The sequence below is a fragment of the Mycobacterium sp. VKM Ac-1816D genome, assembly GCF_000416385.1.
GTDB classification, from domain to species: Bacteria; Actinomycetota; Actinomycetes; order Mycobacteriales; family Mycobacteriaceae; genus Mycobacterium; species Mycobacterium neoaurum_A.
In genome coordinates this window covers 124,641-141,730 of the sequence record NZ_AOHQ01000133.1, presented here as the reverse complement: position 1 = coordinate 141,730, position 17,090 = coordinate 124,641, and the positions used below count along the sequence as shown (strand labels likewise).

The following is a 17,090-nucleotide window of genomic DNA, read 5'->3' as shown; positions in this document are numbered from 1 at the left end:
ACACCATGGCAGGACTTGACGTCACCCTCACCCCGGTCCGTTTCCTGCAACGCGCAAGCGATGTCATGCCGGACAAGATGGCGATCGTCGACGGTGAGCGCCGCTGGACCTACCGCCAATTCGCCGCCGCGGTGCAACAACTGGCCAAGGCGTTGCACGCGTCCGGGATCGTCGACGGCCAGCGCGTCGCCGTCCTCGCCGCCAACTCCGCCGAGATGTTGATAGCCCACTACGCGGTCCCGCTGGCACGGGGAGTGTTGGTCGCCATCAACACCAGGCTCGCACCGGAGGAAATCGGCTACATCTGCCGGCATTCCGGTGCTCGGATCATGTTCGGCGACCGTGATCTCCTGGGCGGCCTCGACACCGCCCACCCCGACTTCACGGGCGTCGAGGAATGGGTGGAACTACCGGCGGCCGACGGCACGACATCGGCCGCCGCTCCAGCGGTCGGCTACCCGCAGTTTCTGACGCGGGCAGCCGGCGCCGATCTGCCCTGGGACATCGATGCAGAGACCCGCACCATATCGATCAACTACACCTCGGGTACCACCGGCCGACCGAAGGGAGTCATGTACTCCCACCGCGGCGCCTACCTCTCTGCGCTCGGCGGCATCCACCATTCCGGGTTCACCCAATCGACAAAGTACCTGTGGACGCTGCCCATGTTCCACTGCAACGGATGGTGCGCGACATGGGGTGTCACCGCCGCCATGGGCACCCATTTCTGTCTGCGGGCAGTCCGCGCCGAGACGGTGTGGGCGGCAATCGACGAGCATCACATCACTCACCTCAGCGGAGCGCCAACGGTTCTCACGATTCTCGCGCATGCCGAGCAATCGCACCCGCTGCGCACCCCATTGACGATCTCCAACGGTGGGGCCCCGCCGAGCCCGACCATCATCGCCGCGATCCGGAAACTGGGCGCGACCATCGTGCACGTCTACGGCCTCACCGAGACCTACGGCCCGTACACCGTCTGCGAACCGCAACCCGAATGGGCAGGCTACGACGATGACCGTCAGGCCCAACTGATGGCGCGACAGGGAGTCGGGCTCATCACCGGTGAGCGGGTCCGCGTGGTTCGTGAAGAACTCTCTCCGACAGGAGAATTGGTCGACGTCATCGCCGACGGCACGGAGATGGGCGAGATCGTCATGCGCGGCAACGGAGTGATGAAGGGCTACTACGACGACGAGGAAGGCACCCGTGACGCCACCGTGGGTGGCTGGTTTCATTCGGGCGACCTCGGTGTCATGCACACCGACGGATACGTCCAACTCCGGGACCGCGCCAAGGACATCGTGATCTCCGGCGGTGAGAACATCTCGACCATCGAGGTGGAACACGCGATCCTGTCGCACCCCGCGGTCCTCGAAGCCGCCGTGGTGGGCACACCCGACGACAAGTGGGGCGAGCGACCCAAGGCGTTCGTGGTGACCAAGAACGCGAAGCTCCTGGAAGAGGCCGATCTCATCGCCCATGTCAGGTCGCATATTGCCGCGTACAAGGCACCGAGCGCGGTCGAGTTCGTCGCCGCCCTGCCCAAGACATCGACGGGCAAAGTTCGCAAGAACGAGCTTCGCGACGCCGAGTGGCAAGGGCATTCGACTCGCATCAACGGATAGTCCCGATCGGCGCCGGCCACCACAGACAGAGAAGAGAAGATGAGCGCGTCAGGCAAATCGTCATTCGATCTATTCCAGCTACCGGACGAGCTCCGGGAACTCCGGGCCGCGATCCGAGGGCTGGCCGAAAGAGAGATCGCCCCTTACGCCGCCGAGTGCGATCGGGATTCCCGGTTTCCGCACGAAGCATCGAGGGCATTGGCGGCTTCGGGGTTCAATGCCGTGCATGTGCCCGAGGGGTTCGGCGGCCAAGGCGCGGACTCGGTGGCGGTCTGCATCGTGATCGAAGAGGTGGCCCGCGTCGATGCCTCCGCGTCGTTGATTCCCGCAGTCAACAAGCTGGGAACCATGGGGTTGATCTTGCGGGGAAGTGAGGAACTGAAGAAGACGGTCCTGCCCGACCTGGTCGGCGGGGCGCTGGCCTCCTACGCCCTGTCCGAACGAGAGGCCGGTTCCGATGCCGCAGGCATGAAGACCCGCGCCACACCCGCCGGCGACGACTGGATCATCAACGGGACCAAGGCCTGGATCACCAACGGTGGTGAGTCGACCTGGTACACGGTGATGGCGGTGACCGACCCCGACAAGGGCGCCAACGGCATCTCGGCGTTCATGGTGCATCGCGACGACGAGGGCTTCACCGTGGGCCCCAAGGAGCGCAAACTGGGGATCAAGGGTTCACCGACTGTGGAGTTGCACTTCCAGAACTGCCGAATTCCCGGTGACCGGATCATCGGCGAACCCGGCACCGGTTTCAAGACTGCGTTGGCCACGCTGGACCACACGCGTCCGACAATCGGTGCCCAGGCGGTCGGAATCGCCCAGGGCGCCCTCGAGGCAGCGATCAACTACACCCGGGACCGTCGGCAGTTCGGAAAATCGGTCAGCGAGTTCCAGGGGGTGCAGTTCATGCTCGCCGATATGGCGATGAAAGTGGAGGCCGCCCGACTCATGGTCTACAGCGCGGCCGCTCGGGCCGAGCGCGGCGAGCCCGACCTGAACTTCATCTCGGCCGCGTCGAAGTGCTTCGCCTCCGATATCGCGATGGCCGTCACCACCGATGCGGTGCAGCTGTTCGGCGGCGCCGGTTACACCGTGGATTTCCCCGTCGAGCGGTTCATGCGCGATGCCAAGATCACACAGATCTATGAGGGCACCAACCAGATCCAGCGCGTCGTGATGAGCCGCGCCCTGCTCTCCTGACCCGACCGCCGAATCTGAAGTCCATGGCGTCTTTGTGCGCAGATCTCGCGGTCTACTTCAGATTCGGCGTCATGACTACGTGGGCCAGTGCGCACGCCATTCGTCTGCGCCGATCGGCTCCGGCGGCGTATCCCCGATCGGCGCGCCACCGCGGGCGGCCACCGCACTTCTCTCGGCGGCGCGCACGGAATCCATGAACTCCAATACCGTGGTGCGCAGGGAGTTCTCGGCGTCGGTATCCGGACCGATGTGCACCTGCCGCAGCCCCGCGGGCACCAGATCCTCGGGCAGGCCGGCACCGGCGACCCGCTCGAGGACCTTCTGGGTCAACGCCAGCGCGGGCTGACCTGTCGGCACATCGTCCATGCAGGAGGCGCGCACCTTCTCGGTGCGTTTGCGTTCCTCCCACTGAGCCAGTTGCTGTTCCAGGGAGACCGACTCGCCGGCGAGCACTCCGGCCGCACGGTGGCCGAGCTTGCGCACCAGTGCGTCGGCCACGTCGTCGATGTCGAAGGCACCCGCGGGGGCATCCTGGGCGATGCGGGCGTGAAAAAGCACCTGCAGCAACACGTCTCCCAGTTCGGTGCGCAGCTCGTCGAGATCCCCACTGCGGACCGCGTCGAACAACTCGTAGGTCTCCTCCAACAGGTATCTGCGCAACGAGTCGTGGGTCTGCTCACTCTCCCAGGGGCCATCGGTGCGCAGCCGGTCCATGACGGCCACGGCGTCGACCAGCCGCTCCCCGACCTGCGGGCCGGGCGCCGCGATCAGGGTGGCCCCGGCGGCCAGACTGGCCTTCACCGCGGGATGCTCGGGATCCGAGGACAACAGCACCGGGGCCTCACCGGACGCGCTGGGCAGGTACGGTCGGGCCGAGGGCAGCGACCACGGCACCTTGATCGGCATCTCCTCGGTGTAGGCCACCTCCCCGACCAGCAGTGCTACGGCTTCCACCGGCACCAGTGACGGCCGGCGCGGATCGACCAGGACGACCGTCGTCACCGGTCCGCCCCTGGCTCGGATGTTGCTGTGCCGCCGGTGATGTCGACCTCATCGGCTGGTCGGCCGTCGAGGGCCAACAGCATTCCCGCCACTGCTTGCAGCAGGTCCAGATCGCGGATGCGCGGCGCACCTACCCCACTGCCCGCCCGTGGGATCGGGATCTGGACCGTCGATGTCGTGGCACGGTAGGCCGAGCCCGGGTAGATGCGCTTGAGCCGCAACTGACCCGAATCCTGCAGCGTCAACGGCGACACCTTCAGGGTGGAGTCCGAGACGGTGGACACCTCGGTGACCCCGTACTCGCGGCACAGCAGACGCAACCTGGCGACCGCGACGAGACGTTGCGCGGGCTCCGGCAGCGGTCCGTACCGGTCGACGAGTTCGTCGATGACGCGGGCCACCGCGGCGTTGTCCGAGGCTGCGGCCAACCGGCGGTACGCCTCCAGCCGTAGCCGGTCGCTGCCGATGTAGTCGGGCGGCAGGTGCGCATCGACCGGCAGGTCGATGCGGACGTCCTTCTGTTCCTCCTGCGAGACAACGGTTTTCCCGTCGACGGCGGCACGGTAGGCCTCGACGGCCTCACCGACCAGCCGCACGTACAGGTCGAACCCGACACCGGCGACGTGCCCGGACTGTTCGACGCCCAGCACGTTGCCCGCTCCGCGGATCTCCAGATCCTTCATGGCCACCGCCATCCCGGCACCCAGATCGTTGTTCTGGGCGATGGTCGCCAACCGGTCGTGGGCGGTCTCGGTGAGCGGCACCTCGGGCGGATAGAGGAAGTAGGCGTACCCGCGTTCCCGGCTGCGCCCCACCCTGCCGCGCAGCTGGTGCAGCTGGGAAAGCCCGAAGGTGTCCGCCCGTTCCACGATCAGGGTGTTGGCGTTGGAGATGTCCAAACCCGTCTCGACGATGGTGGTGCACACCAGGATGTCGAACTCGCGATTCCAGAACCCCTCGACGGTCTTCTCCAGGGTCTCCTCGGCCATCTGACCGTGCGCCACCACGACCCGGGCCTCGGGCACCATCGCCTGCACCCGGGCGGCCGCTTGGTCGATCGACTTGACCCGGTTGTGGATGTAGAAGGCCTGCCCGTCGCGCAGCAGTTCGCGACGCAGTGCGGCGGCGACCTGCTTGTCATCGTGCGGGCCGACGTAGGTCAGCACCGGGAAGCGCTCCTCGGGCGGGGTGAGGATGGTCGACATCTCGCGGATACCGGCCAGGCTCATCTCCAGGGTGCGCGGGATCGGCGTCGCGCTCATGGTCAGCACGTCGACGTGGGTGCGCAGGCTCTTGATGTGTTCCTTGTGCTCGACGCCGAAACGCTGCTCCTCGTCGACGATGACCAGGCCGAGGTCCTTCCAGCGCACCGCGGTCTGCAGCAGCCGGTGCGTGCCGATCACGACATCGACCGAGCCGTCGACCATTCCGTCCAGCACTGCCTTGGATTCGGTCGGGTCGGTGAACCGCGACAGTCCCTTGACGGTCACCGGGAAACCGGCCATCCGCGCGGTGAAGGTCTGCAGATGCTGGTCGGCGAGCAGCGTCGTGGGCACCAGGACCGCGACCTGCTTACCGTCCTGCACCGCCTTGAACGCCGCGCGCACCGCGATCTCGGTCTTGCCGTAGCCGACGTCACCGCAGATGACCCGGTCCATCGGAACCGGTTTCTCCATATCGGATTTGACCTCGGCGATGGCGGTCATCTGGTCCATGGTCTCGGTGAACCCGAACGCATCCTCCATCTCGGCCTGCCACGGGGTGTCCGGGCCGAAGGCGTGACCCGGTGCGGCCTGCCGCTTGGCGTACAGCGACACCAACTCACCGGCGATCTCACGGACGGCCTTGCGCGCCTTGGTCTTGGTGTTGGTCCAGTCGCTGCCGCCGAGCCGGCTCAGCGTCGGGGCCTGCCCGCCGACGTAGCGCGACAGCTGATCCAGTGAGTCCATCGGGACGTAGAGCTTGTCGGTGCCGCCGCCGCGCTTGGCCGATGCGTATTCGAGCACCAGGTACTCGCGCCGTGCGCCGCCGATGACGCGTTCGGTCATCTCGACGAACTTGCCGATGCCGTGCTGATCGTGGACCACCAGGTCACCGGCCGTCAGCGCCAACGGGTCGACGACGTTACGGCGCTTGGCGGCAAGGCGTTTGCCGTCGGTGGCGGCGACGCGGTTACCGGTCAGATCGGTTTCGGTGATGATCACCAGGTTGGCGCCGGGGATGACGACACCGTCGTGCAGCGGGCCCTTGAGCACCCCGACCACACCGGCTGCCGGCTGCGCGCCGGCCTCCAACAACGTTGCGGGCGTGTCGGCTTCGGCGAGCTGCTCGACGACGCGGTGCGCGGTGCCGGTGCCCGGTGTGACCACGACGCCGTAACCGCCCGTGGCGACGTGGGCGCGCAGCATCGCGAAGATCTCCTCGACGACATGCTGGCTTCGTGCAGATGGCGCCGGTCGCACGTCGAGTTCGACCGCCGACTCGTCGTTGAGCTGGCTCAGCGTCCACCAGTGCGCCGCACCGGCACGCACCTCGTCGAGCTCGCGGAAGCCCGACCCGCCGAGCGCTTCGACGTCCACCGGGGCGGCGCCACCGATGGCCGCCACCGACCAGGACGCCTCCAGGAATTCGCGGCCGGTACGGATCAGGTCCGCGGAGCGCGAGCGCACCTTCTCGGGATCGCACACCAGCACCGGGGTGCCCTCGGGCAGATGGCTGGTCAGCAGCGTCAGCTCGGTGGGCTCCAGCACCGGCAGCAGCGCCTCCATCCCGTCGACCGGGATACCCTCGGAAAGCTTGGCCAGCATGTCGCCGATGGATCCGGCGATGGTGTTGTCGGTCTGGGGCTGGGCGTCGACGAGCTGGGCGGCGCGTTGCTTGACCTGTTCGGTGATCAGGATCTCGCGGCAGGCCACGGCATCGACGCGGTGGATCTCGATCTCGGTGATGGAGCGCTGGTCGGCGACCGAGAACATCCGCATCTCGGACACCTCGTCGCCCCAGAACTCCACGCGCACCGGATGTTCGGCGGTCGGCGGGAAGATGTCCAGGATGCCGCCGCGGACCGCGAACTCACCGCGCTTGGCCACCATGTCCACCCGGGTGTAGGCCAGCTCGACCAGCCGCGCGATCGTCTCGTCGAAATCCGAATCGGCGCCGACAGCCAATGTCACCGGCTCGATCTCACCGAGGCCGGCCAGCATCGGCTGCAGCAGCGACCGAGCCGTGGTGACCACCACCTGCAACGGCGGACCGAGGTGCTCGTCGTCGGGGCGCGCGAGCCGGCGCAGCACCAGCATCCTGGCGCCGACCGTCTCGACCCCGGGTGAGAGCCGCTCGTGCGGCAGCGTCTCCCAGGACGGGAACAGCGCGACGGCGTCCCCGAACACGGCCTTGAGTTCGGCGGTCAGGTCATCGGCCTCGCGGCCCGTCGCGGTGACGACGAGCAGCGGGCCGGTACGAGCCAGCGCGGCCGCGGTGAACAGCCGCGCGCTGGCCGGACCGACCATCGCCAGTGTGTCCGGCCGGCCTTGGGCGCGGTCGATCAGATCGAGGAAGGTGGGCGAGGTGAGCGCCAGGTCGACGAGCCCCGCGATCGGGATTTGGACATGAGTGTGCCCCGGTGCGGTCATGATGACTCCATCGTAGGCGGCGTGCGTCCGGTCCGAAATTCGGTGCGGAATCGCCGGGTCGGCCGGTGTTAGCGTGTTCGGTGAGGTTCCTGGGGCGGGGGTGAGACGGTGACGCTGACGATCCCGGCCGTGGCCGCCAGCAGACCCGCCGCGTTGTCCGGTGCGGCCGCGCAGCTGAAAACCAAGATCGGCCAAGTCGATTCCCTCATCGCCGGCCAGCGCAGCGCCCTCGGCGATCTGTCCGGCGGCTGGCAGGGCGCCGCGTCGCGGGCGGCTCAAGCCCGTGGCGAACAGAACACCGCCCGGTTGACCGAGTTGCGAGACCGACTGCAGACCATCGCGACCACGCTCGAGGGCGGCGGCACCAACATGACACCGCTTCGCCAGGCGATCGTCGACCTCACCAACCAGGCCGCCGCGCTGGGTGCGATCGTCGGCTCCGATGGCACCGTCGCTCCGTCCGGCAGCGGCCCGATGACCCCGGAGGTCGCCGCCGCGTACAGCACGGCGCTCAAGACGATGCTGACGCAATTCGGGGCTGTCGACCAGGCCACCTCCGCGGGCATCCACGGTGCCACTCCCCTGAGCACGCCCGGCGAGCTGCCCACCGAGACACCGACCCAACCCGATATCGAGGAGCTGAAGCCCCCCGAGGGGGCAACCGATACCGAGGTCAACCAGTGGTGGGACGGTCTCAGCCCGCACGACCAGACACGCATCATCGCCGAGAAACCCGAATGGATCGGCAATCTGGACGGGGTGCCCGGCACCGCGCGCGACCAGGCGAACCGGAATCGGCTGGCACAGCTGCGCAAGGATCCGAACCTCACCGCCGAGGAACGCGGCACCATCGATGCCATCGACGATGCCATGTCCAAGCCGGACCGCCAGCTGCTGGTGCTGGACTTCGACGGTGAGCACCCGAAGGTGGCGGTGGCCTCCGGCAATGTCGACACCGCCGACCATGTCAGCGTCTACGTCCCCGGCACCGGATCGGTGCCCTACGACAAACCGAATGCCGGCAACGACCTGCCCACCTATATCGAACAATCCGAATGGCTGCGCACCGAGACCGAGCGGGTGCTGGACACCGCGGGCAAGAGCGACGAGACCGTCGCGACCGTCGCTTGGCTCGGCTATGAACCGCCTGCCAACCTCGCTCAGGCCGGCAGCGCACACTATGCCGACGACAACGCACCCGAACTGGCGTCGTTCATCAACGGCCTGGACAGTTCGCGCGACACCGACCCGCACCTGACCGTGCTCGGCCACTCCTACGGATCGACGCTGGCCAGCGAGGCACTGCAGCGCGGCACCGCCGCTGACGATGTCGTCTTCATGGGGTCCCCGGGACTGGAGACCAATCCGTGGCAGTTCTTCGACAATGTGACGCCCGCGGACCTGCACCTGGCCGAGGGCAACGTCTTCGTCCAGCACGCCGAGAACGATGTGGTGGCCAACCTGGGTCGATACGGCGGTGCCATCCCGTCCTCGCTGCCGGGATTCATCGACCTGTCCACCAACGCCGAGGCCACCCCGCTGGGTCAGCGAAACCAGTCCACCGGGCACAGCGAGTACTCGTTCGTCGATACCACCGCGCTGTACAACCAGGCCGTGGTGGTGGCCGGACTGGGACAGGACGACCGATACGTGAAGGTGGAGGATTGATGTGGCGCCCGCTGATCGCATTCCTACTGGCGGTACTGCTGACGGGGTGCGGGCCGATGTTTGAGTCCGAGTACCAGGGCCCCGCCGACGGAGACAACGGCCACGGCAGCCCCACCGAACTCGGCGTCCTGCTCGAGCGCCGCGATGCCGAGGAGGTGCTGGCCGACCGGGACCGGATGATCGGTGAGATGACCACCGAGCTCAGCCGGATCGTGCCGGGATCGCGCTGGCTGCCCACCCGCGACGAACGCAGCACCCACTGCGGCGATTTCGGTTCCACCGACGGCAACATCTACTTCAGCCGCAACTACGTCTCGGAGGTGCCGGTCTCGGCCGCCCTGTGGCCGCGGGCCGCCCAGACCGTCATCGATATCGCGGCGCGGTACGGGTTCACCGATGTCACGGGCCGCACCGAAAACCCGACCGACGACGAGGCCAAGGACCTGACCATCAGCGATGCCTACAGCGGCCGGGTGGCCTTCGGATCGATGGTGGCCGCGTCACTGCGGGTGACCACCGGCTGCTATCTGACGGCCGAGGCCAAGCGCGCGGCCCGCGCAGAATCACCCTGACCGGCTAGTCCGCGGTATCGGTCAACTGCGGATCGGCCTCCAGATGGGTGAGCCCGTTCCACACCACGTTGACCACGTGCGCGGCGACCACTTCCTTCGTGGGTTCGCGGACGTCGAGCCACCACTGGGCGGTCATCGACACCGACCCGACCAGCGCCTGGGCGTACAGCGGCGCCAGATCCGGGTCCAAACCGCGGCGCGAGAAATCCCCGGCCAGGATCGAGGCCACCTGGTTGACGGCGTCGTTGAGCAGCGTCGCGTAGGTGCCCGAGGTGATGGCCGCCGGTGAGTCCCGGATCAGGATGCGGAAGCCGTCGGTGTGCTCCTCGACGAAGGTCAGCAGGGCCAGCGCGACGCGCTCCACCCGTACCCGCGAGCGGTTGTTGGTCAGTGAGGAGGTGATGCCGTCCAGCAGGGCGGACATCTCGCGGTCGACGACGACGGCATACAGGCCCTCCTTGCCCCCGAAATGCTCGTACACCACGGGCTTGGAGACATTGGCCCGCTGGGCGACCTCCTCGATGGAGGTACCGTCGAATCCCCGCTCGGCGAACAGCGACTTGGCGATCTCGATGAGTTGCTGACGGCGTTCACTGCCGGTCATCCGGGCGCGCGGCGCACGGACGTCTTTCTCGGGTGCTGCCACGCCCATGACCTTAGTCGGCTTGCACTAGAGTCTCGGAGTGATCGGTCCGTCGTGGTGTAATCGGCAGCACCTCTGATTTTGGTTCAGATAGTTCAGGTTCGAGTCCTGGCGACGGAGCTCAACAGCCGCGAGCGACCCCAAACCACAGCGTCGACGGTGTGTCCGCGGGCAGGCACTCCTCGGTCGCGGAGGAGGAATACGTGTCCACCGAAACAGCCGTGATCATTCTCGCCGCGGGCGCGGGCACCCGGATGCGCTCGGCCATCCCGAAGGTTCTGCACCCGCTCGGTGGTCGCACCATGCTGGGCCACACCCTGCATGCCGTCACCGCCCTGAACCCGCAGCACGTCACCGTCGTCATCGGCCACGGACGGGAACAGGTCGGCGCCGAGATCGACCGGTTCGCCGGTGGCGCGGTCACCGTCACCACCGTCGTCCAGGACGAGCAGCTGGGCACCGGCCACGCTGTCAGCGTCGGGTTGACCGGGCTGCCCGACGATTTCGCCGGAACCGTCATCGTCACCACCGCCGATGTGCCCCTGCTCGACGGTGGAACACTGTCGGGCCTGGCCGCAGCGCACGCCGACGCCGGTGTGACGATCCTGACCACCACGCTCGACGACCCGACCGGTTACGGCCGGATCATCCGCGATGACGAGGGCGGTGTCACCGCGATCGTCGAACATGCCGATGCCGACGCCGCCCAACGCGCCGTCGCGGAGATCAACTCCGGGGTATACGCCTTCGACGCCGCGGCACTGCGCTCGGCGCTGACCCAGCTGCGCACCGACAACGCCCAGGGCGAGCTGTATCTCACCGACGCGATCGCGCTGATCCGCCACCAGGGTCTGCCCGTCCAGGCCGAGCACGTCGACGACACCGCACTGGTCTCCGGCGTCAACGACCGGGTTCAGCTGGCGGCGCTGGCCGCCGAGTTGAACCGGCGCACCATCATCGGACACCAGCGGGCCGGGGTCACCGTCACCGATCCGGCGACCACCTGGATCGACGTCGATGTCGAGATCGGCCCCGACACGGTCATCGCGCCCGGCACCCAGCTGCTGGGCGTCACCACCATCGGCGCCGATTGCACCATCGGACCGGACACCACCCTTACCTCGATGGAGGTCGGCGACGGCGCCACCGTGATCCGCACCCACGGTGAGCTGTCGGTGATCGGTCCGGGTGCCACCGTCGGTCCGTTCACCTACCTACGGCCCGGGACCACGCTGGGTGCCGGCGGCAAGCTGGGTGCATTCGTCGAGACCAAGAACTCGACCATCGGGGCGGGTACCAAGGTGCCGCACCTGACCTACGTCGGTGACGCCGATATCGGCGAGCACAGCAACATCGGCGCATCCAGCGTCTTCGTCAACTACGACGGTGAGACCAAACAGCGCACGACCATCGGATCGCACGTCAGGACCGGCTCGGACACCATGTTCGTGGCACCGGTGAGCGTCGGCGACGGCGCCTACACCGGGGCGGGCACGGTGCTGCGCGACGACGTCCCCCCGGGTGCGCTCGCGGTCTCGGACAACACCCAGCGGACCATCGAGGGATGGGTGCTGCGCAAGCGCCCGGCGAGCGCGTCCGCCGAGGCGGCGCGCAAGGCCGGGGCGGGCGAACCCGACGCCTGATGTTGGCAATCTGGTAACCCGTGCACGACCGCCAGGAAAAGCTACGTACGATTGGCGCGTAATCGACCCCCGACTGGCAGGGCACAACAGATGAGCCACGACTGGACCGACAATCGTAAGAACCTGATGCTCTTCGCCGGCCGGGCGCACCCAGAGCTGGCCGAGCAGGTGGCCAAGGAACTCGATGTCCCGGTGACCGCGCAGACCGCGCGCGATTTCGCCAACGGTGAGATCTTCGTCCGCTTCGACGAGTCCGTGCGCGGTTGCGACGCGTTCGTCCTGCAGTCCCACCCGGCCCCGCTGAACCAGTGGCTGATGGAACAGCTGATCATGATCGACGCCTTGAAGCGCGGCAGCGCCAAGCGCATCACCGCGATCCTGCCGTTCTACCCCTACGCCCGACAGGACAAGAAGCACCGCGGCCGCGAGCCGATCTCGGCCCGCTTGGTCGCCGATCTGCTCAAGACCGCCGGTGCCGACCGCATCGTCACCGTCGATCTGCACACCGATCAGATCCAGGGCTTCTTCGACGGCCCGGTGGACCACATGCGCGCCCAGAAGCTGCTCACCGGCTATATCGCCGAGAACTACGCCGATGACGACAAGGTCGTCGTCTCTCCTGACTCCGGCCGCGTCCGCGTCGCCGAGAAGTGGGCCGACTCGCTCGGCGGCGTCCCGCTGGCCTTCATCCACAAGACCCGCGATCCGCTGGTCCCCAACCAGGTCAAGTCCAACCGTGTCGTCGGCGATGTCAAGGGCAAGACCTGCATCCTGACCGACGACATGATCGACACCGGCGGCACCATCGCGGGCGCGGTCAACCTGCTGCGTCAGGACGGCGCCAAGGATGTGATCATCGCCGCGACGCACGGCGTGCTGTCCGACCCGGCCGCCCAGCGGCTCGCCGACTGCGGTGCTCGCGAGGTCATCGTCACCAACACGCTGCCGATCGGCGAGGAGAAGCGTTTCCCGGCGCTGACGGTGCTGTCCATCGCGCCGTTGCTGGCGAACACGATCCGTGCGGTCTTCGACAACGGTTCGGTGACCGGCCTGTTCGACGGGTCGGCCTAGCGTCGAGCGTTTGTGCGAGGAGTGATTCAGTTATGACGGCCCGCATCTTCCACAATCCGAAGTGCTCGACCTCACGCAAAACACTGGATCTGTTGCGTGAGAACGGGATCGAACCGGAGATCGTGCTGTACCTGAAGACACCGCCCACCCGGGCGGAGTTGGCCGCGATGATCGCCGATGCCGGTATCGAGGTGCGCGATGCGGTGCGCAAACGCGAATCCCTCTACAAGGAACTGAATCTGGCGCAGGCGGGCGACGACGAACTGCTCGACGCGCTTGTCGAGCACCCCATCCTGATCGAGCGTCCGTTCGTGGTCACCGACAAGGGCACCCGGCTGGCCCGCCCGATCGAGAACATCCGCGAACTGTTGTGAGGAAGTTCGCCGCGGGTCTGTTGGCGTGCCTGGTGCTGGCCGGATGCGGTGACGCCACGCCCGACTACCAGTCGCTGTTGGCCACCACCCCCACCCGCCCGACGTCACAGCCCACCTCCGACGAGACGGTCCCACTGTCGGCGTATCTGGAGAGCGTCGGCGTGGAGGGCAAGCCGGTCGCCCCGGAAAAGCTGACCGACCTTGCCGTGACGGTGCCGCGCCCCGAAGGGTGGCAGGACTACACCAACACCAACCTCGCGGCGGGCACCCGGGTGATCGCCGACGGCGAGACCTATCCCACCGCGATGCTCATGGTCTTCACGCTCAACGGCGATTTCGACACGGCCGAGGCACTCAAGCATGCCGACGTCGATGCCGAGGTGTCACCTAACTTCAAGAAGCTCAACGGTTCCCGCGATGACTTCAAGGGCTTCCCGTCCTCGATGATCGAGGGCACCTACGAGCTGAGCGGACAGCTGATGCAGAGCTACAACCGCATCGTGTTCGCCACCGGGACCATGCCTGACAAGCCCGCACCGGGCAAGCTGGAGCCGGAGGCCCAGAAGTACCTGGTGCAACTGACCATCACCAGTTTCGCCGATGACGCCGAGCAGCACGGTCCGGACATCGAGAAGATCATCTCCGGGTTCGACGTCACGGCCAAGTAGCTACTCTGGCTGCCATGAGCTCATGGACCGCCGCCGATCTGCCCTCCTTCGCCGGTCGTCGCGTCATCGTCACCGGCGCCAACAGCGGCCTGGGACTGGTGACCGCGCGCGAGTTGGCCCGTGCCGGCGCGGCCGTCACCCTGGCGGTGCGCAACACCGACAAGGGCGCCGAGGCCGCCGCCCAGATGACCGGCGACGTCGACGTTCGTCCCCTCGACCTGCAGAGCCTGGCCTCGGTGCGTGAGTTCGCGGACGGCACCGAGGCCGTCGACGTATTGATCAACAACGCCGGAATCATGGCCGTGCCCTACGCCAGGACCGAAGACGGTTTCGAGAGCCAGATCGGCACCAACCACCTCGGCCATTTCGCACTGACCAACCTGCTGCTGTCCAAGATCACCGACCGGGTGGTGACGGTGTCCTCGGTGATGCACCTGCTCGGCGTCATCAGCCTCAAGGATCTGAACTGGCGGGCTCGACCCTATTCGGCGTGGCTGGCCTACGGCCAGTCCAAGCTGGCCAATCTGCTGTTCACCACCGAGCTGCAGCGGCTGCTGAGCGCTGCGGGCTCCCCGGTACGCGCGGTGGCGGCCCACCCCGGCTACTCGGCGACCAACCTGCAGGGCAAGACCGGCAACGCGACCGGCGACAAGATCTTCAAAGCGGCCAACAAACTGGCCACCGACGCCGACTTCGGGGCCCGCCAGACGCTGTACGCGGCGGCCGCCGACATTCCCGGCGACAGCTTCATCGGTCCGCGCTTCGGCATGCGCGGTGCCACCGGCCCGAGCCCGCGCAGCCCGCTGGCCCGCAACACCGCTACGGCGTCGGCGTTGTGGGCGTTGTCCACGCAGCTCACGGATACCGAATTTAGGATCTGAGGCATCCGTGGGCTACCCTTGGCGACGTCACGGCGAGGGTGGTTACCAAAACACCGTTATCGACGGGAAACCATTTCGTTGGACCCTGGCCGTGTGTGAACCGGCTACAGGAGAGACAACATGGCTGCCAAGAACTCGGTCCCCAACAAGCTGACCGCCACCGTGCGCACCCGCACCGGCAAGGGCGCCTCGCGCCAGGCGCGTCGCGACGGCAAGATCCCCACCGTGCTCTACGGCCACGGCACCGACCCGCAGCATCTGGAGCTCAACGCGCGTGACTTCGCCGCCGTGATGCGCCACTCGGGCACCAACGCCATCCTGACCCTGGACATCGACGGCACCGAGCAGCTCGCGCTGACCAAGGCTCTCGACATCCACCCGGTGCGCCGCAACATCCAGCACGTCGACCTGCTCGTCGTGAAGCGCGGCGAAAAGGTCGAGGTCGACGTGAACATCGTCGTCGAGGGTGACGCCGCGCCCGGCAGCCTGGTGACCCAGGAAGCCAACACCATCGCCGTCGAGGCCGACGTGCTGTCCATCCCCGAGCAGCTGGTGGTTTCGGTGGAGGGTGTCGAGATCGGCACCCAGATCACCGCAGCCGATGTGGAGCTGCCCGAGGGCGTCAGCCTGATCGTCGACCCGGAGACCCTGGTGGTCAACGTCGTCGCCGCCCCGACCGAGGCGGACCTCGAGGCCGAGGGCGTGGGCGAGTCCGCCGAGGGCGAGCCTGCCGCCGAAGCCGCCGGCGACGAGGCCGCGGCTGCCGAAGCCGAAGCCGCCGAGTAACCGGCGCTGCTGCCGTCATGGCCGAGCCGCTGCTGGTGGTCGGCCTGGGAAATCCCGGGCCCAACTACGCCAAGACCAGACACAATCTCGGTTTCATGGTGGCCGACATCCTGGCCGCACGCATCGGGTCAGGGTTCAAGGTGCACAAGAAGTCCGGTGCCGAGGTGACCACGGGTCGCCTCGGCCACCGGCCTGTTGTGCTTGCCAAACCACGCGTCTACATGAACGAGTCGGGTCGCCAGGTCGGCCCGCTGGCCGCGTTCTATTCGATCGCCCCCGCCGATGTGGTGATCCTGCACGACGAACTCGATATCGACTTCGGCCGCATCAGGCTCAAGCTCGGCGGTGGCGAGGGCGGCCACAATGGGTTGAAGTCGGTGGCGGCGGCGTTGGGTACCAAGAACTTTCAGCGCGTGCGTATCGGCGTCGGCCGCCCACCCGGGCGCAAGGACCCGGCCGCCTATGTGCTGGAGCCGTTCAGCTCCGTCGAGCGGCCCGAGGTTCCGATCATCTGCGAGCAGGCCGCCGACGCGACCGAGCTGCTACTCGAGCAGGGCCTGGAGCCCGCACAGAACATCGTGCACGCCTGGTAGGTGTGTTCCCGGCGAGCGTGCGTGTCTGCTGCCCGACACGCCATTTTCAGCCCGGAGTCAGCGCACGCTCGTCGCGAAACTGCCCGCGGATCAACCAGACTCCCAACGCGATGATGGCCGCGACCTCGAAGGCGACGATCCCCCGCTCGACGATGCCCAGCGGGATGATGCGGTACCACCGCAGATCGGTGACAATGCTCACCGCGATCGCCCCGAACAACACGGTCAGCCACCCGATCGATCCGTAGGCCAGCCAGGTCGCGTGCCGGGCACTGCGTCGCCGGCGGGTGATGGCCAGCACCGCCGCGGGTAGCGAGACGAAGGCCAGCAGGGTGGCCATCCGATGGATGGAACCGCTTGTGCTGGGCCCGATCTCCCAGTTGTGCTTGGGAAACGCGGCGATCCCGACAAGACCGATCACCCACAGCGACATCAAGATCGAGCCGGGTGACAGTGCAGCGACCAACCCGGCGTGGATCAGTCCGACGAGCAGCAGAATCGAACCGAGCGCGAGCGCCAGCACGCCGGTCAGGAAGGCCCAGTCACCACTGGTGTAGATGTACTCCGAGATGGTCGCCATGCGCAGCGTGCGGCCGGGCCGGTGCGACTGCCCGCCGATGATCGCGTCCAGGGACAGGATGGCGGCCACCGCGATGGCGGCACCGAGCACACCGAACCAGCCGAGCAGGACGTGGGTGGACCGCTGCATCACACCAGGATACGGAC

At 67.3% G+C, this 17,090-nt stretch carries 15 protein-coding genes and 1 tRNA gene; 12 read left to right on the top strand and 4 right to left on the bottom strand.

From position 1 onward, the window contains the following. The first annotated feature begins 5 nt into the window (after positions 1-5). Positions 6-1,628 (top strand): AMP-binding protein, encoded by a 1,623-nt coding sequence (locus G154_RS13160; RefSeq protein ID WP_019511903.1) that lies wholly within the window; start codon positions 6-8, stop codon positions 1,626-1,628. Between the two features lie 39 nt (positions 1,629-1,667). Continuing rightward, entirely contained in the window at positions 1,668-2,831 is a 1,164-nt protein-coding gene (locus tag G154_RS13155) for an acyl-CoA dehydrogenase (RefSeq protein WP_019511904.1), read from the top strand. A 75-nt stretch (positions 2,832-2,906) separates the two neighbouring features. Here G154_RS13155 and G154_RS13150 read toward each other — a convergent pair whose 3' ends face one another. Together G154_RS13150 and mfd are read right to left on the bottom strand one after the other, a co-directional pair. Then, complete coding sequence (locus tag G154_RS13150; protein WP_019511905.1) at positions 2,907-3,833, bottom strand: nucleoside triphosphate pyrophosphohydrolase; 927 nt, start codon at positions 3,831-3,833, stop codon at positions 2,907-2,909. Then, positions 3,830-7,465, bottom strand: coding sequence for a transcription-repair coupling factor (mfd, locus tag G154_RS13145; protein ID WP_019511906.1), 3,636 nt, complete (start codon positions 7,463-7,465; stop codon positions 3,830-3,832). The genes G154_RS13150 and mfd overlap by 4 nt, the downstream gene beginning before the upstream one ends. A gap of 108 nt (positions 7,466-7,573) precedes the next feature. Between mfd and G154_RS13140 the strand changes: the two genes are divergently transcribed. Then, positions 7,574-9,133, top strand: coding sequence for an alpha/beta hydrolase (locus G154_RS13140; RefSeq protein ID WP_019511907.1), 1,560 nt, complete (start codon positions 7,574-7,576; stop codon positions 9,131-9,133). After that, a complete protein-coding gene (locus tag G154_RS13135) occupies positions 9,133-9,705 on the top strand; it encodes an LppA family lipoprotein (RefSeq protein ID WP_019511908.1) in 573 nt (190 codons plus the stop codon). The genes G154_RS13140 and G154_RS13135 overlap by 1 nt, the downstream gene beginning before the upstream one ends. 4 nt (positions 9,706-9,709) lie before the next feature. On the opposite strand, the gene G154_RS13130 is transcribed toward G154_RS13135, so the two are convergent. After that, on the bottom strand, positions 9,710-10,309 hold the full coding sequence (locus G154_RS13130; protein ID WP_023986196.1) for a TetR/AcrR family transcriptional regulator: 600 nt from the start codon (positions 10,307-10,309) through the stop codon (positions 9,710-9,712). 87 nt (positions 10,310-10,396) lie between these two features. Between G154_RS13130 and G154_RS13125 the strand changes: the two genes are divergently transcribed. The 8 genes from G154_RS13125 to pth all read left to right on the top strand — a co-directional run bounded on the left by G154_RS13125 (position 10,397) and on the right by pth (position 16,364). Next, positions 10,397-10,468: transfer RNA gene (locus tag G154_RS13125), tRNA-Gln, on the top strand. Positions 10,469-10,551: 83 nt separating this feature from the next. Beyond that, positions 10,552-11,991 carry a bifunctional UDP-N-acetylglucosamine diphosphorylase/glucosamine-1-phosphate N-acetyltransferase GlmU gene (gene glmU / locus G154_RS13120; RefSeq protein ID WP_023986197.1) on the top strand — a complete coding sequence of 480 codons (1,440 nt, stop codon included), beginning with the start codon at positions 10,552-10,554 and terminating at the stop codon, positions 11,989-11,991. A 90-nt stretch (positions 11,992-12,081) separates the two neighbouring features. Continuing rightward, complete coding sequence (locus G154_RS13115) at positions 12,082-13,062, top strand: ribose-phosphate diphosphokinase (RefSeq protein WP_019511911.1); 981 nt, start codon at positions 12,082-12,084, stop codon at positions 13,060-13,062. 32 nt (positions 13,063-13,094) lie between these two features. Further along, the gene (arsC, locus tag G154_RS13110) at positions 13,095-13,436 is read left to right on the top strand and encodes an arsenate reductase (glutaredoxin) (RefSeq protein WP_019511912.1); all 342 of its coding nucleotides are present in this window, start codon (positions 13,095-13,097) and stop codon (positions 13,434-13,436) included. Continuing rightward, a complete protein-coding gene (locus G154_RS13105; protein ID WP_019511913.1) occupies positions 13,433-14,104 on the top strand; it encodes an LpqN/LpqT family lipoprotein in 672 nt (223 codons plus the stop codon). Before arsC ends, G154_RS13105 begins: the two co-directional genes overlap by 4 nt. 14 nt (positions 14,105-14,118) lie before the next feature. Beyond that, positions 14,119-14,985, top strand: coding sequence for an oxidoreductase (locus G154_RS13100; protein ID WP_019511914.1), 867 nt, complete (start codon positions 14,119-14,121; stop codon positions 14,983-14,985). 120 nt (positions 14,986-15,105) lie between these two features. After that, positions 15,106-15,771, top strand: coding sequence for a 50S ribosomal protein L25/general stress protein Ctc (locus G154_RS13095; protein WP_019511915.1), 666 nt, complete (start codon positions 15,106-15,108; stop codon positions 15,769-15,771). Positions 15,772-15,788: 17 nt separating this feature from the next. Continuing rightward, positions 15,789-16,364, top strand: coding sequence for an aminoacyl-tRNA hydrolase (gene pth / locus G154_RS13090; protein WP_019511916.1), 576 nt, complete (start codon positions 15,789-15,791; stop codon positions 16,362-16,364). 46 nt (positions 16,365-16,410) lie between these two features. On the opposite strand, the gene G154_RS13085 is transcribed toward pth, so the two are convergent. Beyond that, on the bottom strand, positions 16,411-17,073 hold the full coding sequence (locus G154_RS13085) for a DUF998 domain-containing protein (protein ID WP_019511917.1): 663 nt from the start codon (positions 17,071-17,073) through the stop codon (positions 16,411-16,413). Positions 17,074-17,090 lie beyond the last annotated feature (17 nt).